A 26,849-nucleotide genomic window follows, 5' to 3' on the forward strand; every position below is an offset into this window, starting at 1 on the left:
GTATGTACGTGATAAAATCGGGACGGTTTTTAAAGAAGCTGAAAAAAGGATGTCATCTCTTAATTCCCTTTTGCAAGCTTGCTCTTGAAGTATCCGTAGCTGAAGTAGATCGACAGTCCAATAGCCATCCATCCTAAGAAATACAACCACGACAACGCCGGGATCTCGGTGAGCAGGTATGCGCAGAACAATACGCCCAGTATGGGGATAACATTGTATTTACGAAGGGCCGTCAGCACAGTTAACGTTGCGGCCAGCGCTCCAAAAATGAGGAACAGTATTTCCTGCAGCCCTCCATCAGCAATATGCTGCAAGCTGGTGCCGATGTTCTTCAGGCTGTTGATGATGCGATCGCCCAGAAAGTAAACAAAGATCAGGAACAGCACGGGCACGATGAACCTTCCGTTGATATAGGGCAACCTGAATTTTCCGACCTGGCCTGGGTTGTCGCCGGTGATGCGCGGCAGCATGAGCACGCCACCCGATACGAGCACAAACGCAAACAAGGTACCGATGCTGGTGAGGTCCGTCATCAGTCCGCTTTCCATAAACAGCGATGGGATCGCCACCAAAAATCCAGTAACGATGGTAGAGAACCACGGGGTCTGGTATTTGGGATGGATGCTGGCAAACTTTTTAGGCAGCAGGCCATCGCGACTCATGCTCATCCAGATGCGGGGTTGGCCGAGCTGAAACACGAGCAGCACACTGGTGGTAGCCACCACGGCACTAACCGAAACAATATAGCTAATCCACTCCTGGCCTACACTGTCGAACACAAAGGCCAGCGGGTCTGCCACCTTGAGTGTAGTGAAAGGCACCATACCTGTGAGCACAAAGGCGATGAGAACGTACAGCACGGTGCAGATCACCAGTGAATACATCATTCCCCTGGGCAGGTCTCGCTGCGGATTTTTACATTCCTCCGCGGTGGTGGAGATGGCGTCGAAGCCGATGTATGCATAGAACACCGCCGATACACCCCGGAGCACCCCTTCAAAACCATTGGGCATGAAAGGACTCCAGTTGTTGGGCTCCACAAAAAAGAAACCGATCACGATCACAAAAAGGATCACAATGATCTTGAATACCACCAGGAAGTTGGTGGTCTTCTTGCTTTCCTTGATACCGATATACGTGAGCACGGCGATGAAGCAAACAATGGCGAATGCGGGCACATTGATGAAAATGTGATAGCCTGCAATGATGGGTGCTGTTTCCCAGGCGTCTTTGGCAAACTGCAGGCTGGGCGTGAGCGGAGTGCCCGCTGCTATTGCCTCCTGCACCTGCTGATAAGCTCCTTTCGCGGTGCCGGGGTCTGCCGTGAGCCATGCGGGCAGGTGCAGGCCGAAACCTTCCAGCAGGTTGTTGAAGTACCCGCTCCAGGAAATGGCCACCACAATATTTCCGATAGCATATTCGAGGATGAGTGCCCACCCGATGATCCAGGCGATCAGCTCACCGAAGGAGACATAGGCATAGGTATAGGCGCTGCCGGCGATGGGTACCCTGCTGGCGAATTCGGCATAACAGAGTGCCGAGAAGCCACAGGTAACAGCCGTGATCACAAAAAGCAGTGAGATGGCCGGACCACCGTTGAAGGCGGCGGTACCGATGGTTGAAAAGATGCCCGCGCCGATCACTGCGGCGATGCCCATAGAAGTAAGATCCTTTACGCCGAGCACTTTTTTTAACGAGCCCGCGTGGCCGTCACCACCGTCCTGTTTGGCATCCTCGAGAATTCTCTGGAGCGGCTTTTTCCGGAAAAGTGAGTTAGGCATGAGGAATTATGGGGTTTAAAGGGGGCAAAATAGTAAAAAATAAACCAGTTCCACTACCGCTTACCCTGGTACCGCCGGTCATCACGAATGATATTCTATTTCCAGCCCAAGTCATGAAAGCAGTGATAATTTTAATAACTTAAGGGCTTCGAAGGCTGATATTTTTTAATCGAGGTAAATTTTTTAATGGAACCTGTAGTCCACCAAAACGGAGATCAGCAAGCCCCTGCAGAAGGATTAAAGATCAACATCTCGCCGGAAGAGATCAACAAGCTTCCGCTGAGGACCTTTGATGGAAAGACGGTGGTGGTGAGTGACCTGCGGCAACTTCCGAAGGCGATCAAAGAAATAGAAAAATACGATGTGGTAGGGTTCGACACCGAAACGCGCCCGAGCTTCAAGCGGGGACAGTTCTACCAAGTGTCACTGCTGCAGCTGGCAGTACCCAAAAAGGCTTATCTGATCCGCGTCAACCATACCGGTGTTACCGACGAGATCAAACAGTTTTTGGAAAACCCCAACATCATCAAAGCGGGGGTCGGCATCCGCGACGACCTGAAGGCACTTCAGAAGCTGAAGCCCTTTGAACCCGGCGGTTTTTACGACCTGTCAACGCTTGCCAAACAGGCTGGCTTACAGGTGGAAAGTGTAAAAAAACTTACCGCCCTTTTGCTGGGATTCAGGATCTCAAAAAGCGCGCAGACCTCCAACTGGGAAGCCGCTACCTTTACCCAAAAACAGATCGAATACGCCGCCACCGATGCGTGGGTATGCCTGGAGTTGTATGGGAAATTGAAAACTAAATATTGAAGATTAACGTATCTTTGATATCATGAAAACAGTAACGCTGAGTCTGCCGGAAGACATGAACGAAAGGGAGTTTAAAATGGCCGTAGCAGCCGTACTTTTCGATAAAGCAGTGCTATCTTCAGGACAGGCCGCCTCCTTCGTGGGTATATCAAAAAGGGAATTTATAGAAACAGTAGGAAAATATGGAGTTTCAATATTCGGGGAAACCACTGATGACCTGAAAGCTCCATTTAATGCCTAAGATCATCATATCCGACACCAGTTGCCTGATTGCCTTAAGCAGGATCGATAAACTGGAAATACTTCGTCACATTTTTTCGAACATTGTCACGACCAGGGAAGTCCAGCAGGAGTTCGGTGAAATATTGCCAATGTGGATAGAGATCAGAAAAGTAAATGATGAATCAAGATTTGAAGAGATTAAACAAAATCTCGATGTCGGGGAAGCTAGCGCGATTTCACTGGCGTTAGGGACCGAAAATGCGGTGCTTGTCATTGACGAGAAAAAGGAAGAAAAATTGCCAGGGAACTGAAGATCGAAATAGTTGGAACGCTCAGAATCCTTTTGCTCGCGAAACAAAAAGGTGTCATTTCTAATGTGAGGGATATCATTGAGAAACTTCATAACCATAATTTCCGATTTGCGAAACCGATTGTCGAACAAATCCTAAAAGAGGCCGGGGAGGCTTAACAGTAACATGAAAGAACAGGTCAAAATTCTGGAGAAGAAAGTCTTATCAGACAACTGGTACAAACTTTACAAGTACACGTACGAGACCAACGATAAAAAGGGCAACAAGAAGATCGAGCATCGCGAGGCCTATGACCGTGGCAACGGTGCCGTGATCCTCCTGTACAATACCGCAGCAAAAACAGTGATCCTCACCCGGCAGTTCAGACTCCCCACCTACGTGAATGGAAACACCGATGGCCTGATGATCGAAGCCTGTGCCGGCCTTCTCGATAAAGACAACCCCGAAGACTGCATCCGCAAAGAGACCGAAGAAGAGACCGGGTACAGGATCAGGCACGTGCAGAAGATCTTTGAAGCCTACATGTCGCCAGGCTCCGTAACCGAGATCCTTTACTTCTTTGTGGCAGAATATTCGAAAGACCAAAAAGTGAACGAAGGCGGCGGCGTTGAAGGCGAGGAGAACATTGAAGTGCTGGAGCTTCCCTTTGAAAAAGCCTGGCAGATGATGGAGCGTGGCGAGATCAGGGATGCCAAGACCATTATTCTGCTGCAATATGCCCGGCTGCACAACCTTGTCACCCTGTAGCCGGAAAGAGCAGTACAGTTTTTAAGGGCCGCGTTTTGTATCTTCCGGCATCAGACATAAACAACCATGATGCGCGCCTTATTCATCGTTCTTTTCCTCGGGTTGGCCGGAACGCTTTCCGCTCAATCGTTAAAAATCGTTAACCCTGTTTGTGAGTACCGCAAAGATCCGCTGGGCCTCGATCTGACACCGCCCCGGCTAAGCTGGCAACTGTCATCCGCCAAACGCGATGTGATGCAGACCGCTTACGAGATCCGCGTGGCCACAGACGCATCGGCACTGGCAAAAGGCCGCAACCTGGTTTGGCAATCGGGCAAAGTGCAGTCTGACCAGTCGGTGCACGTTCCTTACGGAGGACCGCTTCAATCAAGGCAACGTTACTACTGGCAGGTGCGCGTGTGGGACAACCAGAAGAACACCTCGCCCTGGAGTGAGCCTGCGTTCTGGGAGATGGGCCTCCTCAACCCGGCGGACTGGTCGGCACAGTGGATCCAGTCAGGCATGGCCGAAGATACCGTGAACGGTCCCGTGCCCCTGTTCAGGAAAACATTTGACTCCAAAAAGGCCATCACGGCAGCCCGGGCCTATATCACTTCCAAAGGTGTTTATGAAGCGTTTATCAATGGCAAAAGGATTGGCAAGGCACACATGTCTCCTGGCTGGACAAGCTATAACCACCATCTTCAATACCAGGTGTACGATGTTACGCCGCTCATCAGCAATGGCAGCAATGTGATCGGTGTGATGCTGGGCAACGGCTGGTACCGCGGGCCACTGGCATGGGAAAGAAACAAAAGGATCTATGGCGATAAAACCTCGCTGCTTTTTCAGCTCGAGCTGACGTATGCCGATGGCACCAGGGAGACCGTTGCTACCGATGGAAGCTGGAAAACAAGCCTCGGGCCTATCAGGTCTTCGGAGATCTATCATGGTGAAGTTTACGATGCGCGGCAGGAGCAGGCAGGCTGGATGCAGCAAGGTTTCTCCGATGCGGCCTGGAAGCCCGTGGTGGTGGCCAACGAAGGTAAAGACAAACTGGTGGCTACCAACGGACCCTCTATCACAAGGCACGAGACCTTCAAACCCGTAAAGATCATCACCACGCCCAAAGGCGAAGTGGTAGCCGATTTCGGGCAAAACCTCGTGGGGCTTTTACGCATCAAAGTGAAAGGTAAAGCCGGAGACAAGATCACCCTGCACCACGCAGAAGTGCTCGATAAAGACGGGAATTTTTATACCGATAACCTCCGCGTTGCAAGGCAGGAGATCCAGTACACCCTGAAAGGTGGCGCTGAAGAAGTATACGAGCCTCATTTTACTTTTATGGGATTCCGCTATGTAAGGGTACAGGGTTTCCCCGGACAGCTCACGCCGGAGAATTTACTGGCCACTGCATTGTACTCTGATATGGAACCCACAGGGAACTTCACTTCGTCACATGCGCTGATCAATCAGCTGCAGCACAATATCCAGTGGGGGCAGAAAGGAAATTTCCTGGATGTACCCACCGACTGCCCGCAACGTGATGAGCGCCTCGGGTGGACCGGCGATGCGCAGGTGTTTGCACGTACGGCTGCCTACAACATGAACGCGGCGTCTTTCTTCAGCAAGTGGCTTAAAGATGTGGCGGCTGACCAGCGTGAAGATGGTGCAGTGCCTTTTGTGATCCCCAATGTGTTGGGCCCTAATTCCGCGGCTTCCGCCGGATGGGCAGACGCAGCTACCATCATTCCCTGGACCATGTATCAGGCATTTGGTGACACAAGGTTCCTGGAAGACCAGTATGAAAGCATGAAGCGGTGGGTAGGTTACATGGAAAAGAACAGTAAGGATTACTTATGGAACACAGGATTTCATTTTGGCGACTGGCTTTTCTATCGGCCCTTCGATGACAACGATGGTCGCTCTGCCGTCACGGATAAATACCTCATCGCACAATCATTTTTTGCGCATTCCACGCAACTGCTTGCCAACGCTGCAAAAGTGCTGGGCAAAACAGAAGATGAGAAACGATACACCGAGCTGCTGGGCAAGGTCAAAGCGGCCTTCGTGAAGGAATACCTTACGCCCAATGGCAGGCTGGTGTCGGGCACACAGACCGCTTATGTGCTGGCGCTGAACTTTGATATGCTTCCGGAAAACCTCAGGCAACAGACCGCGCAGAAACTTGCCGATAACGTGAAGAGCTATGGCAACCACCTCACTACTGGCTTCCTGGGCACACCTTACCTCTGCCACGTGCTCACCCGTTTTGGATACACCGATGTTGCGTATACGCTGCTGCTGCAGGAAACATATCCATCATGGCTCTATCCTGTCAAGATGGGCGCTACTACCATCTGGGAGCGGTGGGATGGCATCAAACCCGATGGCACCTTCCAGACCCCGGGCATGAACTCGTTCAACCATTATGCTTATGGTGCTATTGGTGACTGGATGTACCGTGTGATCGCCGGCATCCAGGAGGCATCGCCAGGTTATAAAAAGATCAGGATCGCGCCACAACCCGGTGGCAACCTCACCAACGCCAGTGCTTCGTTGCAGACGTTGTACGGTGAAGTAAGATCGTCATGGAAGATCGAAAATGGCATGCTGAAGGTTGATGTCGTGATCCCTGCCAACACGAAAGCAGAGATCATCCTGCCGAAGGCCTCCGGGGCAACAAGCACACCTCCGGTAACCCTCAATTCCGAGGGCCAGACTGAAGTGGGACCGGGTACCTACCATTTTGAGTATTCCTGGAAATGAGATAGTTACGAGCTTTTTAGCTGCGGGCCGCGAGAAAAGCAGGGCTTCCCTGACTCGCAGCCCGTGGCTCACAACTCGCAGCTTGCCCTCGTTCACCGACTCCCATCCGCCATTCACCTACGGCCGCCCTTTCCCCGCCTATCTCCTATGGCCGCCGGGGTCTCCATGCCCGTATATTTGATCATAAAACAAACAATTTATGGATCCATACAGCAAAGATTCAGGTACACCGGTTAAGCCGGAAGATTCCATCAACAAGACTAACCGTTCTGGCAGGGTAATGGGGGGACTTTTCGTGGTTGCAGTGGGTATCCTGTTTCTTGCCAGGCGCGCCGGAGTCGATCTGCCCCGGTGGATCTTTTCGTGGGAAATGATCTTCATCGCTATCGGTTTGTTCATCGGCTTCAGGCACTCATTCAGGAACATGACCTGGCTGGTATTCATCGTGATCGGTTCGGTGCTTTTGCTGGACGATATTTTTCCCTACTCTGACATTTCAGATTTCACATGGCCTATGATCATCATCGCCATAGGTTTGATCATGATCTTCCGGTCCGGAAAAAAAAACGTAACACCGCACTGGAGAAAAAGATGGGAGGGCAGGTACGATGATTCCGCTCATAGTTATTCTGATGATTATATTGATTCTACTGCTGTGTTTGGTGGTGTAAAGAAGAATGTGATCTCCAAGAACTTCAAAGGAGGCGAGGTTACAGCCGTATTCGGTGGAGCGGATATCAACATGATGCAGGCCGATGTAGATGGCAAGATCGTGCTCGACCTCACAGCCGTGTTCGGTGGCATCAAGCTGCTGGTTCCCCCGCACTGGAAGATCCAGTCTGAAGACCAGGTAGCAGTTTTCGGCAGCGTTGAAGATAAGCGCCCGCCGGTGACCGATCCTTCACAAATTGATTCGAACAAAGTGCTCGTATTACAGGGTACCTGCATCTTCGGCGGCATCGATATCAAGAGTTACTAATAACACAGGCAAACGGTCTCCTATCATGAAATGGTTCATCGCCAAAATAGTGTTCAACATATCGGCCGAGAATACGTTGCATAAGCCGCAGTTTGACGAACAACTGCGGCTCATCGCGGCCGATTCGATGGAAGAAGCCTTTATCAAGGCAAGGGTGCTGGGACTTAACGAAGAAGATTCCTTTCTCAACGACAAAAACAACAAAGTGAAATGGGAATTCATTAATGTTGCAGAGATTGTGCCGCTGAAAACAACGCTGGAAGACGGAATGGAATTGTATTCGCAGATCCACGAGACAGAAGAAGCCGGATCGTACATTCATTGCATCCACCAGAAGGCGATCTTTCTGCGACTGAGCTCAAAACCATCATTCTAACACGCCCGTGCTGCAAAATCTCTCATACCGTAAACTTGGCATTGTTTATCTGCTGTGGTGTATTTCATGGATCGTGCTGCAAACGCTGGCCCTGCAAAACACTTTCGGCTTCGGATGGGAGACCAGCCTGAAAGACGCCGTGATCACCAACGTGCTGATCGCCATCAAGGGATATATCATGATCAGCATGATGCGGTTTTACCAGCCACACCAGGTAACGCGGCTCGGCATCAGCATAGCCCTCGCTTTCCTGGCGGTGTTCGTGATGGAAAAGATCGCACCCATCGTCATCGGGCAGCAGGAAGATTACCTCGCTTTTTTAGAGCGATCGTCTTTTATCCGTGGCCTCTACTGCTGGCTCATGATCACCCTGGTGAGCGCCCTGAGCTGGCTCTGGTTCTCCATCCGTGAGCAACAGGAAATTGAAGCACGCAAAACAGCAACGGAGAAGCTGGCGCGCGAAGCAGAGCTGTCACGGCTCCGGCAACAGCTTCAGCCACACTTCCTCTTCAACAGCCTCAACTCCATCAGTGCGCTGGCAGGAACAAGGCCCGAAGAAGCCCGCAAGATGATCCAGCAGCTCTCCGATTTTTTGCGCGGCACTTTAAAAAAGGATGACCAGCAGCTGGTAACCCTGGGCGAAGAGCTGGACCACCTGCAGCTGTACCTCGATATCGAAAAAGTGCGGTTCGGTCACCGTCTGAGAACACACATCGACCGCGATGATGTTTCACTCGGCATGAAGCTGCCATCGCTGCTGCTTCAACCGGTGGTGGAGAACGCCATCAAGTTCGGCCTGTATGATACCACCGGCGAAACGATCATCCGCCTGATGGTGCGCACAGAAGACAACTACCTGGTGGTTGTTGTGGAGAACCCCTTCGACCCGGGCACTGCCCAGCCGAAGCAGGGCACCGGCTTTGGACTCACCTCCGTGAAACGAAGGTTGTATCTGCTCTACGCCCGGCAGGATCTGCTCACCACTTACCAGGAAGAAAATGTCTTTACCACCCAAATCAAAATCCCGCAAAGCATATGATCAAAACGGTACTGATCGATGATGAGCCCCTGGCCCGCAGCATTGTACGTGAATACCTTCAGGCATATCCGGAGATGGAGATCCTCCAGGAATGCAACGACGGATTCGAAGGTGTAAAGGCGATCGCGCAGCATAAGCCCGACCTCATCTTCCTCGATATTCAAATGCCCAAGATCAACGGGTTTGAAATGCTGGAGCTGATCGAGCAACCTCCTGCAGTTATCTTCACTACGGCGTTCGACGAGTATGCTATCAAAGCTTTCGAAGCCCATGCGATCGACTACCTCCTGAAGCCGTTCAGCAAAGACCGGTTTGATAAAGCCTTGCAGAAATGGCTCGCACAACGCCAGCAGCACGATGGCAAAAGCAAGACCATGCTGATGCCGGAAGAAGTGCGGCAGCCGGAAGAACGCAACCGTATTGTGGTGAAGGAAGCGGGCAACATCAGGATCATCCCCGTCAACGAGATCCAGCACATCGAAGCGTATGACGACTATGTGAAGATCTACACGGCAAAAGAAATGTTCCTGAAAAAGAAGACCATGAGCTTCTATGAGCAGATCCTTGACCCGTCACAGTTCATCCGCGTGCACCGTTCTTATATCATGCAGCTCTCACACCTGACCAGGATCGAGCCGCTGGAAAAAGATACACACGTGGCGTTGTTAAAAAGCGGCGTGCGGATCCCTCTCAGCAAAACCGGATACTCGAAATTAAAGTCGGTGCTGGGCATGTAGGTTACGAATGCTCGGGTACGGGCGTTGTAACCTGTACATCGGTCTTGACATATTTTTTCAAGCTCTGCCTTGCCAGGAATGCACTGATCAGTGAAAGTATTGCACCTGCTATCATGGGCGCCCCCGGGAAATAAATTTTTGATGAAGGCTGTGAACAGTATGTAAACAGCGTGGTCATAAAAACCGGCCCGAAAATAGCCGTGAGGCTCATGAGACTTGTCAGTGCGCCCTGCAATTCTCCCTGTTCATTTGGTGGCACCTGCGTTGACATAATGGCCTGCAGTGACGGCCCGGCAATACCACCCAGGCAGTACGGGATCAGGAAAACAAACATCATCCAGCCCTCTGTGGCAAGGCCGAAAAGCAAAAATCCAATAGCATAGAGTGCAAGACCAACATAGATACTCCGCTTTTGACCGAGTTTAGGGATGATGAATCTCATGAGCAATCCCTGCACAAGACCGAACATCACACCTACCGCAGCAAGCGATAGGCCTACCGTGGCTTCGGTCCACTCAAATTTAGCAATGGTGTAATAAGCCCAGTTGCTCTGCACGGCGTGGCTTGCAATGTATAGCAGCACAAGCGACGCTACCATGCCCAGGATGACCTTATATCGTAAGAGGAATTCGAGCGAGCCGATCGGGTTGGCACGTTTCCACTCGAACTTTCTGCGGTTCTCCGGTTTCAGCGACTCAGGCAACACGAAGAAACCATATAACCAGTTGAGCATGGTCAGCGCAGCCGCGGCGAAGAAGGGGGCTCTTACACCATATTCGGCCAGCAGGCCACCCAACGCAGGGCCTATGATAAATCCAAGACCAAAAGCGGCGCCGATGATGCCGAAGTTCTGCGCCCTTTTTTCCGGTTCGCTGATGTCTGCTATATAAGCGCTGGCTGTGGTGAAGCTGGCACCCATGATACCCGCTATAATACGGCCTACAAAAAGCCACGCCACGGTTGGCGCAAACGCTGTGAGCAGGTAGTCGATGCTGAAACCAAATAATGACGCGAGCAGGATCGGTCTTCGTCCGAATCTGTCACTGAGATTGCCCACCAAAGGAGAGAACACAAACTGCATGCCCGCGTAAGCTGCAATGAGCCATCCTCCCCATGCAGAAGCTTCTTCCACTGTTGTGTGCAGGAGCTGACTGAGCAGCTTGGGCACTACCGGAATGATGATGCCGAATCCTGTAACGTCAATGAGAAGGGTGACAAAGATAAAACCAAGAGCTGCTTTTCTTTTTCCAGACATAACATTGGGGGAATTAATTCATAAATAAAGCTATTTTCAAACTAGATTTGGAATGATGGGCTTGTAAAGATTTGCTTTTCTTAAGCTTCCCGCTCACGCTCAACACTCCCTAGTAACTTCAACGGCCTGATATGTACGATCTTATACTGTCTAATGTTGCGCAGCACATCGAACTTTCGGAGGGGGAACAGCAATTGTTTGTTTCACGTCTGAAGCACCGGAAGCTGCGAAAGAGGCAGTACCTGCTTCAGGCAGGCGATGTCTCTAAGTATGAGAATTTTGTAATGAGGGGATTGCTCAGGGCCTACACGGTTGATGACAAAGGGCAGGAGCACGTGGCCATGTTCGCCATGGAGGGATGGTGGATCTCTGATCTCTACAGCTTTCTCACCGACACCCCGGCCACCCTGCACATCGACGCCCTGGAAGACAGCGAAGTGCTCAGCATTGAACGGCCGGACCTCGAATGGCTTTACATAGAGATCCCCAAGCTCGAACGGTTTTTCAGGATCCTGTTCCAGAACGCATTTATCTCACACCAGCAGCGCATCCTCGCCGGCATCAGCCAGACCGCTGAACAACGTTACCTCGCCTTTATCCGCAAGTACCCTTCACTCGAGCAACGCATCCCCCAGCATCAGATCGCTTCCTTTTTGGGCCTTACCCCCGAAACCATCAGCCGCATCCGTCGGCAGCAGTCACAAAGCTCTTGATCTGGATCAATGGTTTTTCCTGCGCCAGGTCAATGCGCCGGCACCCCTTCGCCCCGCATCTTTGGCGAAAAAAAAATATGAAATCGTTATTCACACAACACAAGACCGACCTCACCCTGCTCATCATCCGGATCATGCTGGGTGTGGTCATTTTCCCGCACGGTGCCCAAAAGCTTCTGGGCTGGTTCGGGGGCTTCGGCTTCGAAGGTACCATGCATTATTTTACAGATACAGTAGGCGTACCGTATGTTATCGGGCTGCTGGTCATACTGGGCGAAAGCCTCGGCGCGCTGGCATTGGCCCTGGGATTGTTCGGCAGGTTCATGGGTGCAGGCATGTTCATCATCATGCTGGGCGCGATGTACTTCGACCACGCACAAAATGGATTTTTTATGAACTGGTTCGGCAACCGCACCGGTGGCGAAGGTTTTGAATTCGACCTGCTCACCTTCGGCCTCAGCCTCGCCATCATCATCAACGGAAGCGGAGCGTTTTCGATAGACCGTTTTTTGTTCAAATCACAGCCTGTCCCGGCACCAGGGTTGACATCCTTTTAAAGGATGTCAACCCTCGGTGGAAATATCATGCCCGGTTGCCTTAAGTAACGCGATCTTTTCATGAAGAAGCGTTTCATGCCTGAGCTTGTACGCCGCAGCAAGGGAGCAGCGCTGCTCAAATTTTTGACCCCGGATCTGCAGCTCGAGCTCTTTCACCAGGCGCATGACTTCTGGGGTCGAGGTATAATCATACGTAATGACAATATCTTTCAGTACCTCTTGCTCGATCACAACCGCTTTGCTGAGCGCATCTTCCGCGGCCGTTTTGTAAGCGCTGATCAACCCGCCGACCCCCAGCTTGGTACCACCGAAATACCGCACCACGATCACCAGCACATTGGTGAGCTCTTTTGACCGGATCTGTCCGAGAATGGGATCACCCGCCGAGTGATTGGGCTCGCCATCGTCAAAAGCACGGAATTTTTTCCGGTCCGCCCCCAGCACATAGGCAAAGCAATGATGGCGGGCATCGAAGTATTCTTTTTTAAGAAGCTCCAGGTGATTCTTTATATCCGGCTCTGATTCAGCAGGATAGGCAAACGCCAGGAATTTGCTGCCCTTTTCCTTATAGATACCGGTAGTCGGCGACTGTATGGTACGATAAGAAAAGATGGCCATGGTAACGCGCGTGCTGGATTTTGCGTCTCAAAGAACGGAATATCGTACTGTCTACGCAACCTTTTGGGAATAGTCCAAGTCTCTATGGTATCTACGCTTATCAAAACAGCACCATTATGAAAAAACTGATCTTTCCTGCCTTGTTCGGGATATTGCTGAGCACCTCCTTCGCATTTGCTCAGACGCGGGTAACGCGAAACGTTGATAGTTTTACAAAGATCTCATTCCGCCATCCGGGCAAGCTGTACCTGAGGCAGGGCAGTCCCCAGAAAGTGGAGCTCGAAGGAAATAAGGAAGTACTCAGTAAAATTGAAACGGATGTCGATGGTAACAAGCTTGTGATCGGCAAAGAAGGCAAGTGGTTCGACTGGAAGTGGAGTGAAAGCGACAAGATCACGGTTTATATCACTGTTCCCAACATCGACGGCTTGAGCGTCAGCGGCTCCGGCGACCTCATCGGCGAAACCAAAATAACAACCAACAATCTTGACCTGAACGTCAGCGGCGCAGGGTCATTGAAGCTTGACATCGACGCAACCGGCAGTGTCGATGCTGACGTGTCTGGTTCGGGTGACATAGACCTGAAGGGAAAATGCAGGGACTTTGACAGTGATGTGAGCGGTTCCGGTAACGTAGCGCTGAATATTACAGTTGCTGACGAAGCCCAGTTTGGCCTATCAGGCTCCGGCAAGATCTCCGCCAGTGGTTCGGCGCAAAGTGTAAGAGCGTCTATCAGCGGTTCCGGCAAAGTGCTGGCGGCCGACCTCGAAACCAACCGTTGTGAAGTGCGCATCTCAGGCTCCGGCGATGTTGAGATAAACGTGAAGAATGAGCTTGACGCTGTGATCTCCGGCAGCGGAAGCGTTTCATACAGGGGCAGCCCGAATAAGGTAAACAGTCACTCTTCGGGAAGCGGGAAGGTGAGGAAGATGTAGTTGGTTAGAAGTTTAAAGTTTAAGGTTTAAAGTTTAAAGTTAGGCTGTCGAAAAGGGCAGTTCTTGTTTGTTGCCAGTTGCCGGTTTCCGGATGGCCAGTTGGGGTGGTGCACGTCTTCACGTGAGGGACTTCGATTCAGGGACTTCGATTCACTGGAGTAGGATTTCACAGGAAATTCTCACACCGAACGAACCGGCAACAGGTAACCGGCAACTGGCAACCAGTCCCGTCACTCAAACAGCACCAAATCTGTCTCATACTTCTCACAGAGGTGTTGGTGAACCCTCTTCACCGCGCGTTTTCCTTCTTCGCCAATGGCCAGCGCGCACACTGTTCCGCCGCTGCCGCCTCCGGTGATCTTCGCGCCGGCAATGCCATCGGCCGGGTGCGACCTCATCAGGTTCACGATCTCATCCGTGCGCTCCGAGCCCAGCCCGCAGCGTGAATAGCTTTCGTGTGATCCATACATCAGGGCCCCCATCTCCTGTAAATAGCTCAACCTGGCAGTGCCATCAAGATGGTGCACTTCTTTGAGCAGCTGCATGAACTTGTGCACACGCGCATTTTCATATATGGGGTGCAGGGTAGACTGCCGTATAGCGTAGACGGTATTTGTATTCACCTTCGTTACACGGTCTGTTGTTACGCCGTAACGCGAAAGGAACGCATCACCTTTCATCCTCTCTGGCAGCAGCGCAGCAAACTTGTTTTCGAATTCCGGAACTGAGATATTGCAAAGGTATCCCTGAAAAGGCAGGTCCGAGGGATTGGTCTTTTCGATGGTGGCGTGGTCTAAACCCAACGATTGAAGGATGATCGAATAGCCCATAAAGGCACCGCAACGCACATCGCTATACGAAGCGCCGCCAACGGAGTGCCTGACGCCGCTGTCGATGCCGATGAAATAAACATCTTCAGGTACGGCAACAGGTTCAGCGATCTTGTCGGGCTGGCAGATGATGGGTAATAGTTTTCCCGGCGCACCAAACGCTGATGCGAGCTGGTCCATCAATCCGCAAGGGGCGCCGACCACATGGTTCTCCACCTGCTGTGCCAGTCGGGGAAGCTCTGTTCCTGCAAAAGAAAGTCGGAAAGCCTGGGCCAGCGCCTTCATGCTTGAGACCTCCAGCGACGCCGAAGACGAAACACCTTTTCCCAACGGTACATCCGAGTGGATGTAGAAATCCGCGCCCCTGAAGTCGATACCCTTCTCCTGTTGAAGCACCAGCGCGCAACCTACGATGTAGGCGATCCACGACTGCTTCAGCTTTTCGCGCGCATACGTGTAGCTCACCTGTTGGCCATCGAGCAGCTCCCGGTAATCGAGTGATGCCGACAACTTTTCGCCAACACTTGTTTCACTGTGAATATTGCAGATAAAATCATCACGCAGCGCAAGCTTCACCGAAGTCTGCTGCCGGATGGGCATCTGAAGTACCAGTGAGCCCGAATAATCTGCAATTCCACCCATCACATCGAGGCGGCCGGGAGCCCACGCTTCAGCCGAGATCGCATTAGCCTTCATCTGATCAGGTCGTATTTTTTAAGCAATGTCATCAATATCGGTTTAACTTCCCGTTCGATCTCCCGGTTGGCATATCCTATCCAGTTGATCTCCGAGTTGAGATCCATCGGGGCCTGCAACGCATCGCCATGACCATTGGTGATGATCATGCCGGCTTCTGTTCCGATCAGGTGCGCACATACATCATAAGGATGGCAAACGTGGCCCGCTTCCTTGCCCTGACTTTTCAGATGCGCGTATAACAAACCGCGTACATCGGCTACAAAACGATCGTGCCCCATCAGCATCTCGTACAGCTGTCCGCCGCTGGAGATATACTGATCTTCAAAAACCAAAGCTTTGCCTCCGGGATTGGAGGGTACCAGGGTTTGAATGAGCTCGTCCTCGATCCTGGATAATATGTCCCTTCCGGGAGGAAAGAACCGCGCCAGCTGTGCGAACCCGCCGATGATGGTTTTGGCACCCGAAGGTTTGATAGCTACCGGTGCAGTTTCTCCAGTCAGCAGGTTGTTCGTCTCTCCGAAGCACCCCTTGTTCCGGATGGCCCACAGCGTATCGGACTTGAATTGTTTTGTGGTTGGCAATTCAACCATCACGGCAGCCTCTATGTCGAGCAGCGATGTCTGATCACCTTTGTTGGGTGCCGCGCCTGCCAGGTAAAAAGCAGCACGTTTGTTATACATGATGCCGCGTGTGCCGTCTATGGGGTCAATGATCAAGCGCAATTTGGCGTTGTGCCGGTCATATTTTTCAGGCAGTACAATACCACCCTCATCTTCTCCGATACCTTCCGCCAGCAGCACAATGCCTCCCAGCTCATCGGCATATTTTGCGAGCACCGGTACCAGCACTTCTTCCACTTCACGGTCGATGGTATAGATCGTATCTTCACTTTTCTCGGCGTGCACGCGGCTGAGCTGCTCCACGGAAGACGACTGAAGCGAGGCATAGACCTTTTCGCGCACTGCGTTGCCAGCCTCTTTCAGCATGTGTATAACACGTTCGTAGTTCATGATGCAGCTTGATAAGTGCTCAGGTCTACTTTCCGCAGCTCGGCTGCTTTTTCTTCGGGCATGGTGTCGGCCATAAAATTTCCCGCGCCGATCTCCGGCCCTGCCAAATACTTGATGAGTCCGGGTTGCCTGTAAGGTGGCTGCAACCACAAGTGCATGCGAAACTGGGGATAATCTCCTTCGTCTATGGGTGCCTGCATGACAGACATCACATAGGGAAAGCTGATGTTGAAGTTCATGTCGAGCCTGCGTACCACCTCATGAAAAACGGCGGTAAGGTCTTTGATCTCTTCTTTGTTCAGTGTGATCAGGCTTTGATGTGGGGCCTTGGGGAAGATCATCACCTCGTAAGCGTAACGCGCGAAGAATGGAATAAAGGCAATGGCATTTTTGTTCTCTGCAATGATCCTGACGTCGTCGCGTTTTTCGTTTTCGATGATCTGTGCAAAAATATTTTTTCCGGTTTCCTGGTAATATGTGTTTGCTACCCTGATCTGTTGTTCAACGAGCTTGAGCGGAAAATCGGTGGCGTAGATCTGGCAATGCGGGTGCGGGTTGCTTACGCCTACTGCTTCTCCTTTGTTCTCGAAGATGAGCACAGAGCGGATAGCGGGATCGTTCTTCAACGCGGTGGTTTCGCGCTGAAAAGCTTCGAACACCTCCGTCACTTTTTCAAGGCTCATCTGCGAAAGCGTAACGTTATGGCGCGGATCATAACATATTACTTTAGCCCGCCCCGTGGCTTTCGCCCTTTTGTACAAGGTATCAGCGGGCTGCGTGACCTCCGGGGCGTTCATACCTACTACGGGATGATCGTTGTCGAAGATGAAAACACTTTTATAAGCAGGATTGCTGTGCCCGTGGATGCGCTTGTTACCAGGACACAAATAACAGGTAGGATCATACGAGGGGCCGGTCGCGGGTTTGATCAGGTCTGCACCCTGCCACGGACGACTGTTACGGTGTGCCGAATATACTACCCACTCTTCGCGCAGCGGATGCCAGCGCTTTTCCCACTTGTTCTCAAAACTGTTGCTCATGCCGGAAGCTTATTTAGAATTACCCCTTAAGATACGATCATTCCGGTTTTTTCAATATCCTGTAGTGTCGAAAATACACTTATTCGTGTGGATGGTTTAACAAACCGTTTACAATGAGGTATTGTGCCAGGATATAGGTAGACATGATCAGGAAACCGGCGTGCTGCACGGGTTCCAGGAACTTGTTGACGGCCAGTATGGAATCGGAGATCATGAAGAGCACGGCGCCGCCAAACACCATCCAGAAGCTTCCAGTGGATGTACGGCCGTGCCTGAACAACGCATTGATCGCCATCAATGACAGTACGGAGGCATAAATGATGACCGGTAAGCGCAGATCGCCCAACACCGGATAGAGCACCACCACCAGCCCCGTGCCCGCAAGGATGATCGGGAAGGCAAGCCTTACCCGCTGAAGACCGAGCAGCGCATTCTCCGATTCTTCACGCCGGTGCTGACGGTAGGCGAAAATGTAAAACACATGCGCGGCAAGAAAGGCAACCAGTCCGCCAATGAAATATGCCTCGTTCATCAGCAGCACGTCTCCGGCCAGCGAAAGCACCATGGCGAGGATCAGTGCCCGTGACCGGTTGATCGGCTCACAGGCCAGCAAGTAATGCAAAAGCAACGAAATCATGATGAGCGGTTTGCCGATGGTGTACATCCAGGAGATGCCCGTGAATTCAGAAACCAGTACAGCGAGATCGGAGATTATAAACAGGATCAATGCAATTTTTTTCATGATGGGATCTTAACCGGAGACCGGGAAAAAGTGAGGTGAAGAAATGCCAGTGCTGCAAGCGAGCTGCATACAGTAAAGGTGACAAAAAAATTCGATGATTGATTGCCGTAAATAAATCCGGAAATAAAAGCGCCGAGGCCAATGCCCAGCTCCATAAAAATATACAGGGAGGCAATGCCCCTGCCTTTGAAACGTGCGTTGCTGAGGTCAGTGGCCCAGGCCAGTAATGTAGGAGAAGTGGCGCCGTGTCCAAGGCCGTACAGCGCCATACCCGTAATCAGCTGAAGAGGTGAGTCGGCAAATGCCATGGTCAGCGTAGCGATGGCGATGATCAGCGAAGAGATCCTGAGCACTGCCCGGCGACCCCACCGGTCAGAGGCTTTCCCGCCCAATAACCGCACCACGAGCGAAGCAACCGTGAAGTAGGTGAAGAGCAGGCCTTTGTTCTTGATGCCGACGTGCACACTGAAGTCAGGGATCACGGTAAGCATTGTGCCATAGGAGTAAGCACACAGCACCATGATGAAGCACGGCACGAGCACGCGTGGCTCAAAAAGATCATCCTTGCTGATCTTGAGCAAAGCGACACTGATGGGATGTTTTTCTTTCAGGGTCTCTTTGATGTTAGCCACTATGATGACAGATAAAATGGCGAAGGCCGAAGAGCAGTAAAACATTGCATTGATGCCAAACTGGTTGGCGAGCAACCCCCCGATGGCAGGTCCTCCGGCCATACCCAATGTTCCTGCTGTTCCGAGCAAACCCACAGCTTCCCCGCGTTTGCTGGCGGGCACAATGTCAGCGAGATAGGCAGTCTGCCCCGTAGGCGTGAAGCCTGTTGAAAAACCGTGAATGAGTCGAAGCAAGAGAAATCCGGCAACAGATGTGAGCACCGGATACATGAGGCTGCAGGCGAAGCATACGATGGAGCCTGCCATCATTACCGGTACGCGGCCCAGCCTGTCGGCGATCTTACCGCTGAACGGTCGCGATAATAACGCCGTGATGGTGAACAGTGAGATGATGAAACCTTTATACTCCGCTCCGCCAAGGGATGTGAGGTAGGCAGGAAGCTCCGGCACGATCATGTTGAAGCTCGCGAAGAACAGCAGCGAGCTCAGACACATCAGCCAGAACGGTTTCGTATAGGTTTTCTCCAGTCTTACCGGGTCGCTCAAGCCTGCTGTGTTTGTTCCTGGGCGCCCAGCAAAAATGCCTTGATGAATTCGTCAAGGTCTCCGTCGAGCACGTTCTGGGCATCGGTGCGTTCCACTGCCGTGCGTGCATCTTTTACCAGCTTGTAAGGGTGTAGCACGTAGTTTCTGATCTGTGATCCGAAGTCTATTTTCATTTTTCCGGCTTCGATCTTATCGCGTTCGGCATTGCGCTTTTCCATCTCCACCTGATAGAGCTTCGACTTCAGCATCTGCATGGCCTTCTCACGGTTGGCGTGCTGCGACCGCTCTACCTGGCACACAATGACGATACCGGTAGGCTTGTGGGTAAGTTGTACTTTGGTCTCGACCTTGTTCACGTTCTGGCCACCGGCGCCACCTGAACGCGAGGTCTGGATCTCGATGTCTGCGGGATTGATCTCGATATTGATGGTTTCGTCTACCACGGGATAGACAAACACAGAGGCAAATGATGTATGGCGGCGACCGTTGGAGTCATAGGGAGAGATCCTTACCAGGCGGTGCACGCCGATCTCGGCCTTCAATTTTCCATAGGCAAAAGGGCCGTCAATTTCAAGGGTGGCAGATTTGATGCCGGCTACGTCGCCGGTCTGATAATCCACCTGGGTGACCTTGTACCCGCTCTTTTCGCCCCACATGATGTACATGCGGTTGAGCATGTCGGCCCAATCCTGGCTTTCGGTTCCACCGGCACCGGGATTGATCTCCACCATGGCGCTCAGCTGGTCTTCTTCCTTGCTGAGCATCTTTTTGAATTCCAGCTCTTCGATGGCTTTCGCGGCTTTTTCGTATTCGCGGTCAAGCTCATCCTCATCCACGTCTCCGGCTTCGTGAAATTCATTCAGCACGTCCAGGTCGTCGAGCATTTTGCTCACCTTCTCATAGGCGTCTGTCCACACTTTTTTGGTGCGGATGTTCTTAAGAATGGTTTCGGCTTGTTTGGGATTGTTCCAGAAATCGGCTTGCTGGGTGATCAGCTCTTCGTCTTTTACTTCAAGGCTCTTACGGTCGTAGTCAAAGATACCTCCTCAAGGCGCTCACACGAGCCTTCAAGTCTTTCAACTGTTCAGTAGTCATTCTGCTGCTGGTTTTATAAATATTAGGTGCAAATATACCTTATCTGGGGGAATGACAAAGGATCAAAGACATTTACGACATGCCTTTGTGGTCTTTGCGCTTCTTTCTTCGCCCGCCGTAGCAATTGCACAGGTGGGGCGGTCTTTGCGTGAACTGCCTTCAGTAAGGCGACATCAAATTCCTCGTATCAGGCCTGTAGAACGGCGAATCTTCTCCCACCGTCAGCAGCCGGTATTTATAGTTGATCCGCTGCGATTTCTTTTTGATGAGCATCATCGGCAGTCCCACACCCAGCGCAGATAAGCTCACCGTTGACACCCAGTTGTCCAGGCTCGGCTCTTCACCCTGGATCACTGTTACATTTAACTGGTCGATCAGGAACAGCCCGGTGCCGAGCACTACCATGGCACTGCCAATCCTGTTGGCGAAAGTTGAGCGCTTAAAATATATTCTTTCGATCCGGTAATAGGGTATGGTATCCCGGTGGATCTTCACACCGTTTTCAAAAAGATTGTTGATGTACGATGTTTTGACGGTGCGTTCATTCTTCAGTTTAAAAACAAACTCATCGCCCGGGTAAAGCCTCAGCACGACTTTCTCATTCTTTAAAAGCACCAACTGTTTTTGCGCAGTTGCCGGCACCACGGCAGACAGGGCGATCATGATAAGAAAAAAGCTGGCAGGCTTCAAGCGCTTGGTTTTATGATAGAACGATTTAAAAGTAAAAAAAATTGGCGGACATGTCTGCCCGCCAATAAAAACTATATAACTATAAAACCGTTACATTTTTACAACCCATCCGAACGGATCAGGTTTTGTGCCGCGCTTGATAGCTTCCAGTTCCTTATACACTTTATTCGCGAACTCACGCTTCTCTACCGGAGGCAGCCGGTGATCTACTCCTTCATGGCCGATCACTTCAATGTGCGCAATGGTGGCCGCTGTTCCCGCTCCAAATGCTTCTTTCACACGTCCCTGCTCCAGCGCATCCACAAGCTCCTTAACAGAGATCTTGCGCTCTTCCACATTCATGCCCCAGTGACGCGCCAGCTTCAGCACACTGTCGCGGGTGATGCCTGCCAGGATCGAGTCGCTCAATGCCGGCGTTACCAGCGTATCGTCGATCACAAACATCACGTTCATCGTTCCGGATTCTTCTATGTACTGATGCGCTTTGCCATCGGTCCAGATCAGCTGGTGATAACCCTGATCCTGGGCGAGCTTTGATGGATAGATCGATCCTCCGTAGTTGCCAGCTGCTTTTGCGTAGCCGGTTCCGCCCTGCACGGCGCGCGTATAATGCGTCTCGATCTTTACCCGCACCGGTGTTGAATAGTAGGCCCCGGCAGGACTCAGAATGATCATGAACGTAAAATCCTGTGACGGCCTGATCCCGATATATTCATCGGCCGAGAACATGAACGGCCTGATGTAGAGCGACGCGCCTTCCTGCGAAGGGATCCACCGCCGGTCTGTATCGATCAGTGTGCTGAGGCCTTCCATAAAAAACTCTTCCGGAAGCACCGGCATACACATACGCTCGGCGGAAATGTTGAGTCTTTTCAAATTATCCAGCGGCCTGAAAACCATCGCTTCGCCACTGGAAGAATGGTAGGCCTTCATGCCTTCGAAAATGGACTGGCCATAGTGAATGGCCGGTGTTGCAGGACTGACGGGAATATGGCCATAGGGCAGGATCCTGAACCCTCCCCAGCTTCCTTTCCGGAAATCTGCCATCAGCATATGATCGCTGTAAACTTTCCCGAATGGAAGATTGGTAAAATCCACTTCCGGGAGCCGCGATCGTTTTACGTGCTCTATCTCAATTTTAAGTGTCTCGACCATGGTTAATGAGTTTCCAGGCAAGATACACCTAAATTCCCGAATCGACTAACGTTAGTTAGGGTTAAGATTGTGTTAAATTCTGGCTTTCCAGGGGGTATCTTCCACATTCAGCTCCGCGCCCATTTTCCGGGCCAGCACAAAGAGATAATCTGAAAGACGGTTGAGATAACGTACCACGAGCAGGTCTATGGGTTCCTGTGCGTGCAGGGCAATGGTAAGCCGCTCAGCCCTGCGGCAAACGGTGCGGGCCACATGGCAGAACGATACGGATTGATGGCCTCCCGGCAGAATGAAGAACTTCATCGGGGGCAGCTGCGCATCCATGGCGTCGATCTCTTTTTCGAGGGCCGTTACATCCGCTTCCGACAAGGAAGGGATCTTCACTTTGGTGTTGCCGGGCTCCGTGGCGAGAATAGAGCCGGTAACAAAGAGGTTGTCTTGTATGGAGATGAGAAAATCCTTGCGTTTTTCGTTCACGGGCTGGTCGCGCACCACACCGATCCATGAGTTGAGCTCATCCACGGTGCCGTAAGTGTCTATGCGGAGGTCGGCCTTCGAAACACGTTTGCCCCCGAAGAGCGCCGTAGTGCCCTGGTCGCCGGTTTTAGTGTAGATCTTCATGCTGCTAATTTAGGGAAAGCATCGAAGTCGAAGTTGACAAAATCCCGATTGTCATCGGGAACAGTTGACAACGCCTGGGAAACCGTTCATGGTTAGTGTTACAATGAATTGAAAGAGAATAGGGTAGTTGACTCCACACGTTGTCAATTGCCCCTTGTCAATTGTCAACTATTCACCGCAACAGCCACTTTTGCGCGGTTCACATTGTCATTCTTGCGGTCCCATTCGATGAGGCCATCGCGCAGGCGGATGATACGGTGTGCATAGTGAGCGATATCGTCTTCGTGCGTTACCATGATGATGGTGTTGCCTTTGTCGTGAAGCTCCTGGAAGAGGTTCATGATATCGTAAGACGTTTTTGTGTCGAGGTTACCGGTAGGTTCGTCGGCGAGGATAATGGAAGGGTTGTTCACCAGGGCGCGGGCAATGGCTACACGCTGGCGCTGGCCGCCGGAAAGCTCGTTGGGCTTGTGATGATAGCGGTCGGCCAGGCTTACGTTCTCCAGCGCCTGCATGGCCATATCTTCACGTTCAGATTTGGAATAGCCGGCATAGATCAGGGGCAGGGCCACGTTCTCCAGCGCACTGGCACGGGGCAGCAGGTTGAACGTCTGAAACACAAAGCCGATCTCCTTATTGCGGGTGTCTGCAAGCTCGTTTTCGGTCATTTCACTTACCAGCTTGTTATTGAGCATATAGGTGCCGGAAGTAGGCGTATCCAGGCATCCCACGATGTTCATGAGGGTGGACTTTCCGGAACCGGACGGACCCATAAAAGCCACGTATTCACCTTTATTGATGGAAATTGAGATCGATTGAAGGGCATTCACCGTCTGGTTACCCATTTTATACGTCCTCGAGATGGCGTGTGTTTCTATGATTTTCATCGATCAATTAGTTATTGGTTTGCTGCCGTAATTACAAAGATGCCGGGAAAAGTTAAAAAGTTGCCTTCCGTGTTAATACTGGAAAGGTTTCCGTTAAGTTTCAAAATTTCTTTCAAAAACCTGAAAACCGGTATCAGAGGTAAGGTCATTGGCCATTGAGACGCCCGTTGCTGATGAATGTTACACAATTTCGAATCACCTCGTCGTCTTTCAGAATGCGGGTATGCCCCAATCCCTGGGTAACGAGGAGCCTGGCGCCTGGATACACTTTTTTGAGCTCCTGCGCATGCTTCAGGATCACTTCCTTGTCGTTCTCATCATGAACGAGCAACAGGTTTATTTCTTGTTTCAGGTGCCGTATAAAGTGAAGGCTGGTGAATTCGTCGAAGCTCTTCCCATAGTGTTGCAGGATGTATGATTTGAAGAACACGCCCGTTCCCGGTGAGCCGTTGATGGCCTTCAGGTAGGTGTTGATGATCTCATCGCCGATGGTAGGGCTGGCGATGTTGATGAGCTTGCTGACAGGGAGACCGTTCATGGCGGCAAACAGTACGGCCCCGCCACCAAAAGAGTGCGCGATGATGGCGTGCGGCTCACCGATGGTCTCGTAGATCTTTTTAAGCACCGCTTCGAATTCGGCAATGCTGGTTTGTTTGCCTTCAGACCTTCCATGCGCAGGTCCGTCGAACGCAACCGCGCGGTATCCGGATGCCGTGAGCGCTTCGATGAATTTTCTGAATTGTGTGGCGCGCCCAGCCCAACCGTGAACCAGCAATACCACGGGGCCTGTCCCCCATGAATAACATTGGATCTGTTTTCCCAGTACTTCGATCGTAAACAGGTCGGCCCGTTGTGCCACAACTTTTTCCTTGTCGGGAAGCGGGTACCGGAGCGGGGTGAAAAAGATCTTGATAAAATACCGGTGTGCCAGGAAAGGCGCCACCTTCTCCACTTTTGGAAAAAACCAGCGAACGATCTTGAGCAGCGGAGGTGTCTTGTCCTTTTTCAAAGCGATGGAGGTTATACTTTAAACGTAAACGATTTCTCTGAGAAAGTGAAGGTGGCAAGATCAAAAACACGTTCTGCAAAGAAAACATCATTATCATAGCTCACCAGCACCACCGTGGAGCATCGTGTTCCATACCCGGGGCTTTTGATGAACATCGCAGAAAGATATCGTTCGCGTTCCAGCCCAACGCCGGTGTCGGGCAGCTGCGCGTCAGGAGCAGTGTCGGTGTTGTGGAGCAGCTCAAAAAGATCGTTGGGTGTAAAGGCATTGCTGGTGAGGGCGCACATGGCTTGTTTTCCCTTCTGAACCTTTGGCCAGGGTGTGTCCAGCAGGTGGTTGCTCAGCCCATGAAGGCCCGGCGTCAGTTTCTCGATGCCGCTGCCGTAATTGGAGAAATACCACAGCTCATCCGTTGTGCCGGTGATCAGGTTGAAGCCGTTGTATCGTTTTGCTTCCGGCTCCAGTTTCCGGAGGTAAGCTTCGGGCGTCTCGCGATTGATGAGATAGTCAGATACCAGGGGACCGCGCGAGGGTGCTTTCGGATTGATGTTGACGGGATCGCGATAGTTGGTGATCATGCTGATCTTACCGCCGCGCGACATTCCGAGCCATGTACCACAGGCTTCCAGGTCGCGACCGCCCAACACTTCGGGATGGTCTTGCCAAAAATCAGCGGCCGCGGTTCTGCGGTTGTAGAACTCATCGCGGTTGGCAGCTACTATCAGCTTGTATGAGGGATGCTCGTTGAGCGAAATGAAGATCAGACACATAATTGGTAATCGGTATTCGGTTTGGACGGTTTTGTATTTACTGGTTACTGGTTACTGATTACCATTTTATAAATTACGTCTCTCTCTTTCAGGTGGTTCATGATGAAGCTAAAATGTGCTTCCTCTTCGCCCAGGTATTCCGGCGGGCAGATCCCCTTACGGTTGAATTTTCCGTCGAGCACCAGGTGAACGGCAGCCGTGCAGGTGTAACCGGTTGTTCGTGCCATCGAGAGTGTGCTGGTAGGCTTGTCGGTGCGGTCCAGCAGGTTGTATTCGTACAATTTTTCCGATCCGTTCTCCTGTCCTTTGATGCGGATGCGCATGACGGTGAACTCTTCTTCGCCGGGTTTCAGTTTCCATTTCGGAAAGAGCAGTCGGGCGGTAACATCCACGGGGCGGATCTTCACACCTTTTACGTCGATCTCTTCATACGAAAAGAATCCGCTCTCGCGCAGCACCCTCAGGTATTCGATGCAGCCGGGATAACGAAGTGTTTTTTCAATCATGTCGGGGATGCCGGGCATGGTCCTGATCAGGGAGCGAAGGCCATCCGAGTTCCACGACTCCAGTGTGCCCACGCCATCGAAGTGAATGAGCTCCGGATCCGACAATGCTTCTTTCACCACCACCGCGCCGTTCTGCACATAACGGGCAGGCCGGATGTACTCTTCTATCACATCGATGGGAGAGAACACCGCTTTGTATTCGTAAGGCCACTCGCGTACCACGGGCAGGCCACCCACAAGGCATTCATAGGCGCTCACCTTCATTCTTTTGTTGTGATAGCCGAGAATGATGTTGCCCATGCCGGGAGCCACACCGCAGTCTGTTACGATGGTGACATTTTTCTTTTTCGCCAGGTCGTCGAGCTGAAAAGGATCTTCAGGAAAGAAAGAAATGTCGACCATATTCTTTCCTGCTTCAATAACGGTGCGGGCTGTTTGCAATCCCAGGAAGCCTGGCACGGCACCCACCACCAGGTCAAAGGGTTCGATCGCCGCCTGGAGCGCGCTTGTATCCGTGATGTCTGTTTTGCGCGTGCTGATGCCCGAAGCTTGAAGCGCTTTCAAAGCTTCTTCGCTGATGTCTAGAGACGTTACCTCGAAATGTTTCGCCAGGTCAAGGGCAATGGCTTTACCTACAAGCCCGGCGCCGAGTACAACAATTTTTTTCTTCATGGATCTGGATTGCAGTACTGCAAGTATACCATAAATTAACGATTAGAATAAAGTTGCAACGCAGGATAGATTAGCCTAAAAAAATGCAACTTGTGAATATCTTTTGTTGCCGCTAAA

Annotated in this window: 27 protein-coding genes and 1 pseudogene; 12 read left to right on the plus strand and 16 right to left on the minus strand. The window is 51.6% G+C overall.

Annotation, left to right across the window (positions count from 1 at the left end):
• Positions 1-59 precede the first annotated feature (59 nt).
• Positions 60-1,781 (minus strand): amino acid permease, encoded by a 1,722-nt coding sequence (locus tag KK083_RS05235; RefSeq protein ID WP_254161418.1) that lies wholly within the window; start codon positions 1,779-1,781, stop codon positions 60-62.
• A gap of 186 nt (positions 1,782-1,967) precedes the next feature.
• Here KK083_RS05235 and KK083_RS05240 point away from each other — a divergent pair, with 186 nt between their 5' ends.
• The 9 genes and pseudogenes from KK083_RS05240 to KK083_RS05280 all read left to right on the plus strand — a co-directional run bounded on the left by KK083_RS05240 (position 1,968) and on the right by KK083_RS05280 (position 9,750).
• Positions 1,968-2,591 carry a 3'-5' exonuclease gene (locus tag KK083_RS05240; RefSeq protein WP_254161420.1) on the plus strand — a complete coding sequence of 208 codons (624 nt, stop codon included), beginning with the start codon at positions 1,968-1,970 and terminating at the stop codon, positions 2,589-2,591.
• A 22-nt stretch (positions 2,592-2,613) separates the two neighbouring features.
• Positions 2,614-2,832, plus strand: a complete 219-nt coding sequence (locus KK083_RS05245) for a UPF0175 family protein (RefSeq protein ID WP_254161422.1) — start codon at positions 2,614-2,616, stop codon at positions 2,830-2,832.
• Positions 2,825-3,282: pseudogene (locus tag KK083_RS05250) on the plus strand (PIN domain-containing protein). Before KK083_RS05245 ends, KK083_RS05250 begins: the two are co-directional and overlap by 8 nt.
• Positions 3,283-3,289: 7 nt before the next feature.
• Complete coding sequence (nudK, locus tag KK083_RS05255; protein WP_254161426.1) at positions 3,290-3,871, plus strand: GDP-mannose pyrophosphatase NudK; 582 nt, start codon at positions 3,290-3,292, stop codon at positions 3,869-3,871.
• A gap of 66 nt (positions 3,872-3,937) precedes the next feature.
• Positions 3,938-6,619, plus strand: coding sequence for a glycoside hydrolase family 78 protein (locus KK083_RS05260; RefSeq protein WP_254161434.1), 2,682 nt, complete (start codon positions 3,938-3,940; stop codon positions 6,617-6,619).
• 199 nt (positions 6,620-6,818) lie between these two features.
• On the plus strand, positions 6,819-7,598 hold the full coding sequence (locus KK083_RS05265; RefSeq protein WP_254161436.1) for a LiaF transmembrane domain-containing protein: 780 nt from the start codon (positions 6,819-6,821) through the stop codon (positions 7,596-7,598).
• Between the two features lie 25 nt (positions 7,599-7,623).
• Positions 7,624-7,974, plus strand: a complete 351-nt coding sequence (locus tag KK083_RS05270; RefSeq protein ID WP_254161438.1) for a DUF4288 domain-containing protein — start codon at positions 7,624-7,626, stop codon at positions 7,972-7,974.
• 7 nt (positions 7,975-7,981) lie between these two features.
• Complete coding sequence (locus KK083_RS05275) at positions 7,982-9,013, plus strand: sensor histidine kinase (RefSeq protein WP_254161440.1); 1,032 nt, start codon at positions 7,982-7,984, stop codon at positions 9,011-9,013.
• Positions 9,010-9,750 carry a LytR/AlgR family response regulator transcription factor gene (locus tag KK083_RS05280; protein WP_254161442.1) on the plus strand — a complete coding sequence of 247 codons (741 nt, stop codon included), beginning with the start codon at positions 9,010-9,012 and terminating at the stop codon, positions 9,748-9,750. The genes KK083_RS05275 and KK083_RS05280 overlap by 4 nt, the downstream gene beginning before the upstream one ends.
• 1 nt (position 9,751) lies before the next feature.
• Here KK083_RS05280 and KK083_RS05285 read toward each other — a convergent pair whose 3' ends face one another.
• Positions 9,752-11,005 (minus strand): TCR/Tet family MFS transporter, encoded by a 1,254-nt coding sequence (locus tag KK083_RS05285; protein WP_254161444.1) that lies wholly within the window; start codon positions 11,003-11,005, stop codon positions 9,752-9,754.
• Positions 11,006-11,136: 131 nt separating this feature from the next.
• On the opposite strand from KK083_RS05285, the gene KK083_RS05290 reads away from it, so the two are divergent.
• A complete protein-coding gene (locus KK083_RS05290) occupies positions 11,137-11,718 on the plus strand; it encodes a Crp/Fnr family transcriptional regulator (RefSeq protein WP_254161446.1) in 582 nt (193 codons plus the stop codon).
• Between the two features lie 77 nt (positions 11,719-11,795).
• Positions 11,796-12,275: a DoxX family protein gene (locus KK083_RS05295; RefSeq protein ID WP_254161448.1), complete on the plus strand. Its 480-nt coding sequence runs from the start codon at positions 11,796-11,798 to the stop codon at positions 12,273-12,275.
• 6 nt (positions 12,276-12,281) lie between these two features.
• On the opposite strand, the gene KK083_RS05300 is transcribed toward KK083_RS05295, so the two are convergent.
• On the minus strand, positions 12,282-12,893 hold the full coding sequence (locus tag KK083_RS05300) for an IMPACT family protein (RefSeq protein WP_254161451.1): 612 nt from the start codon (positions 12,891-12,893) through the stop codon (positions 12,282-12,284).
• Between the two features lie 116 nt (positions 12,894-13,009).
• Here KK083_RS05300 and KK083_RS05305 point away from each other — a divergent pair, with 116 nt between their 5' ends.
• Positions 13,010-13,828, plus strand: coding sequence for a head GIN domain-containing protein (locus KK083_RS05305; protein ID WP_254161453.1), 819 nt, complete (start codon positions 13,010-13,012; stop codon positions 13,826-13,828).
• Positions 13,829-14,058: 230 nt separating this feature from the next.
• On the opposite strand, the gene KK083_RS05310 is transcribed toward KK083_RS05305, so the two are convergent.
• The 13 genes from KK083_RS05310 to KK083_RS05370 form a co-directional block, all read right to left on the minus strand.
• Complete coding sequence (locus KK083_RS05310; RefSeq protein ID WP_254161455.1) at positions 14,059-15,354, minus strand: galactokinase; 1,296 nt, start codon at positions 15,352-15,354, stop codon at positions 14,059-14,061.
• On the minus strand, positions 15,351-16,367 hold the full coding sequence (locus KK083_RS05315) for an inositol monophosphatase family protein (RefSeq protein WP_254161457.1): 1,017 nt from the start codon (positions 16,365-16,367) through the stop codon (positions 15,351-15,353). The genes KK083_RS05310 and KK083_RS05315 overlap by 4 nt, the downstream gene beginning before the upstream one ends.
• Positions 16,364-17,407 (minus strand): galactose-1-phosphate uridylyltransferase, encoded by a 1,044-nt coding sequence (galT, locus tag KK083_RS05320; RefSeq protein ID WP_254161459.1) that lies wholly within the window; start codon positions 17,405-17,407, stop codon positions 16,364-16,366. The genes KK083_RS05315 and galT overlap by 4 nt, the downstream gene beginning before the upstream one ends.
• 79 nt (positions 17,408-17,486) lie before the next feature.
• Complete coding sequence (locus tag KK083_RS05325; RefSeq protein ID WP_254161460.1) at positions 17,487-18,149, minus strand: lysoplasmalogenase; 663 nt, start codon at positions 18,147-18,149, stop codon at positions 17,487-17,489.
• Entirely contained in the window at positions 18,146-19,327 is a 1,182-nt protein-coding gene (locus KK083_RS05330; RefSeq protein ID WP_254161461.1) for an MFS transporter, read from the minus strand. The genes KK083_RS05325 and KK083_RS05330 overlap by 4 nt, the downstream gene beginning before the upstream one ends.
• Positions 19,324-20,422 (minus strand): peptide chain release factor 2 gene (prfB, locus tag KK083_RS05335; protein WP_254161462.1). Its coding sequence is split into 2 segments (ribosomal slippage): positions 19,324-20,361 and positions 20,363-20,422, totalling 1,098 coding nucleotides; the frame shifts between segments, so codons are not numbered across the junction. The genes KK083_RS05330 and prfB overlap by 4 nt, the downstream gene beginning before the upstream one ends.
• Positions 20,423-20,581: 159 nt before the next feature.
• Positions 20,582-21,112: a hypothetical protein gene (locus KK083_RS05340; RefSeq protein WP_254161463.1), complete on the minus strand. Its 531-nt coding sequence runs from the start codon at positions 21,110-21,112 to the stop codon at positions 20,582-20,584.
• A gap of 90 nt (positions 21,113-21,202) precedes the next feature.
• On the minus strand, positions 21,203-22,267 hold the full coding sequence (locus KK083_RS05345) for a branched-chain amino acid aminotransferase (RefSeq protein WP_254161464.1): 1,065 nt from the start codon (positions 22,265-22,267) through the stop codon (positions 21,203-21,205).
• Positions 22,268-22,339: 72 nt separating this feature from the next.
• Positions 22,340-22,888 carry a cob(I)yrinic acid a,c-diamide adenosyltransferase gene (locus tag KK083_RS05350; RefSeq protein ID WP_254161465.1) on the minus strand — a complete coding sequence of 183 codons (549 nt, stop codon included), beginning with the start codon at positions 22,886-22,888 and terminating at the stop codon, positions 22,340-22,342.
• A 164-nt stretch (positions 22,889-23,052) separates the two neighbouring features.
• Complete coding sequence (locus KK083_RS05355) at positions 23,053-23,775, minus strand: ABC transporter ATP-binding protein (RefSeq protein ID WP_262899455.1); 723 nt, start codon at positions 23,773-23,775, stop codon at positions 23,053-23,055.
• A 145-nt stretch (positions 23,776-23,920) separates the two neighbouring features.
• Positions 23,921-24,784, minus strand: a complete 864-nt coding sequence (locus KK083_RS05360) for an alpha/beta hydrolase (RefSeq protein WP_254161466.1) — start codon at positions 24,782-24,784, stop codon at positions 23,921-23,923.
• A gap of 11 nt (positions 24,785-24,795) precedes the next feature.
• Positions 24,796-25,554, minus strand: coding sequence for an NRDE family protein (locus tag KK083_RS05365; protein WP_254161468.1), 759 nt, complete (start codon positions 25,552-25,554; stop codon positions 24,796-24,798).
• Between the two features lie 44 nt (positions 25,555-25,598).
• Complete coding sequence (locus KK083_RS05370) at positions 25,599-26,732, minus strand: saccharopine dehydrogenase family protein (protein ID WP_254161470.1); 1,134 nt, start codon at positions 26,730-26,732, stop codon at positions 25,599-25,601.
• Between the last annotated feature and the right edge of the window lie 117 nt (positions 26,733-26,849).

This window comes from Chryseosolibacter histidinae, assembly GCF_018598225.1.
Taxonomy (GTDB): domain Bacteria; phylum Bacteroidota; class Bacteroidia; order Cytophagales; family Cyclobacteriaceae; genus Chryseosolibacter; species Chryseosolibacter histidini.

Bases quoted from the DNA above. Each gene is read 5' to 3' on its own strand.
- KK083_RS05235 (WP_254161418.1), bottom strand. From the start codon at position 1,781: ATGCCTAACTCACTTTTCCGGAAAAAGCCGCTCCAGAGAATTCTCGAG.
- KK083_RS05240 (WP_254161420.1), top strand. From the start codon at position 1,968: ATGGAACCTGTAGTCCACCAAAACGGAGATCAGCAAGCCCCTGCAGAA.
- KK083_RS05245 (WP_254161422.1), top strand. From the start codon at position 2,614: ATGAAAACAGTAACGCTGAGTCTGCCGGAAGACATGAACGAAAGGGAG.
- nudK (WP_254161426.1), top strand. From the start codon at position 3,290: ATGAAAGAACAGGTCAAAATTCTGGAGAAGAAAGTCTTATCAGACAAC.
- KK083_RS05260 (WP_254161434.1), top strand. From the start codon at position 3,938: ATGATGCGCGCCTTATTCATCGTTCTTTTCCTCGGGTTGGCCGGAACG.
- KK083_RS05265 (WP_254161436.1), top strand. From the start codon at position 6,819: ATGGATCCATACAGCAAAGATTCAGGTACACCGGTTAAGCCGGAAGAT.
- KK083_RS05270 (WP_254161438.1), top strand. From the start codon at position 7,624: ATGAAATGGTTCATCGCCAAAATAGTGTTCAACATATCGGCCGAGAAT.
- KK083_RS05280 (WP_254161442.1), top strand. From the start codon at position 9,010: ATGATCAAAACGGTACTGATCGATGATGAGCCCCTGGCCCGCAGCATT.
- KK083_RS05285 (WP_254161444.1), bottom strand. From the start codon at position 11,005: ATGTCTGGAAAAAGAAAAGCAGCTCTTGGTTTTATCTTTGTCACCCTT.
- KK083_RS05290 (WP_254161446.1), top strand. From the start codon at position 11,137: ATGTACGATCTTATACTGTCTAATGTTGCGCAGCACATCGAACTTTCG.
- KK083_RS05295 (WP_254161448.1), top strand. From the start codon at position 11,796: ATGAAATCGTTATTCACACAACACAAGACCGACCTCACCCTGCTCATC.
- KK083_RS05300 (WP_254161451.1), bottom strand. From the start codon at position 12,893: ATGGCCATCTTTTCTTATCGTACCATACAGTCGCCGACTACCGGTATC.
- KK083_RS05305 (WP_254161453.1), top strand. From the start codon at position 13,010: ATGAAAAAACTGATCTTTCCTGCCTTGTTCGGGATATTGCTGAGCACC.
- KK083_RS05310 (WP_254161455.1), bottom strand. From the start codon at position 15,354: ATGAAGGCTAATGCGATCTCGGCTGAAGCGTGGGCTCCCGGCCGCCTC.
- KK083_RS05315 (WP_254161457.1), bottom strand. From the start codon at position 16,367: ATGAACTACGAACGTGTTATACACATGCTGAAAGAGGCTGGCAACGCA.
- galT (WP_254161459.1), bottom strand. From the start codon at position 17,407: ATGAGCAACAGTTTTGAGAACAAGTGGGAAAAGCGCTGGCATCCGCTG.
- KK083_RS05325 (WP_254161460.1), bottom strand. From the start codon at position 18,149: ATGAAAAAAATTGCATTGATCCTGTTTATAATCTCCGATCTCGCTGTA.
- KK083_RS05345 (WP_254161464.1), bottom strand. From the start codon at position 22,267: ATGGTCGAGACACTTAAAATTGAGATAGAGCACGTAAAACGATCGCGG.
- KK083_RS05350 (WP_254161465.1), bottom strand. From the start codon at position 22,888: ATGAAGATCTACACTAAAACCGGCGACCAGGGCACTACGGCGCTCTTC.
- KK083_RS05355 (WP_262899455.1), bottom strand. From the start codon at position 23,775: ATGAAAATCATAGAAACACACGCCATCTCGAGGACGTATAAAATGGGT.
- KK083_RS05365 (WP_254161468.1), bottom strand. From the start codon at position 25,554: ATGTGTCTGATCTTCATTTCGCTCAACGAGCATCCCTCATACAAGCTG.
- KK083_RS05370 (WP_254161470.1), bottom strand. From the start codon at position 26,732: ATGAAGAAAAAAATTGTTGTACTCGGCGCCGGGCTTGTAGGTAAAGCC.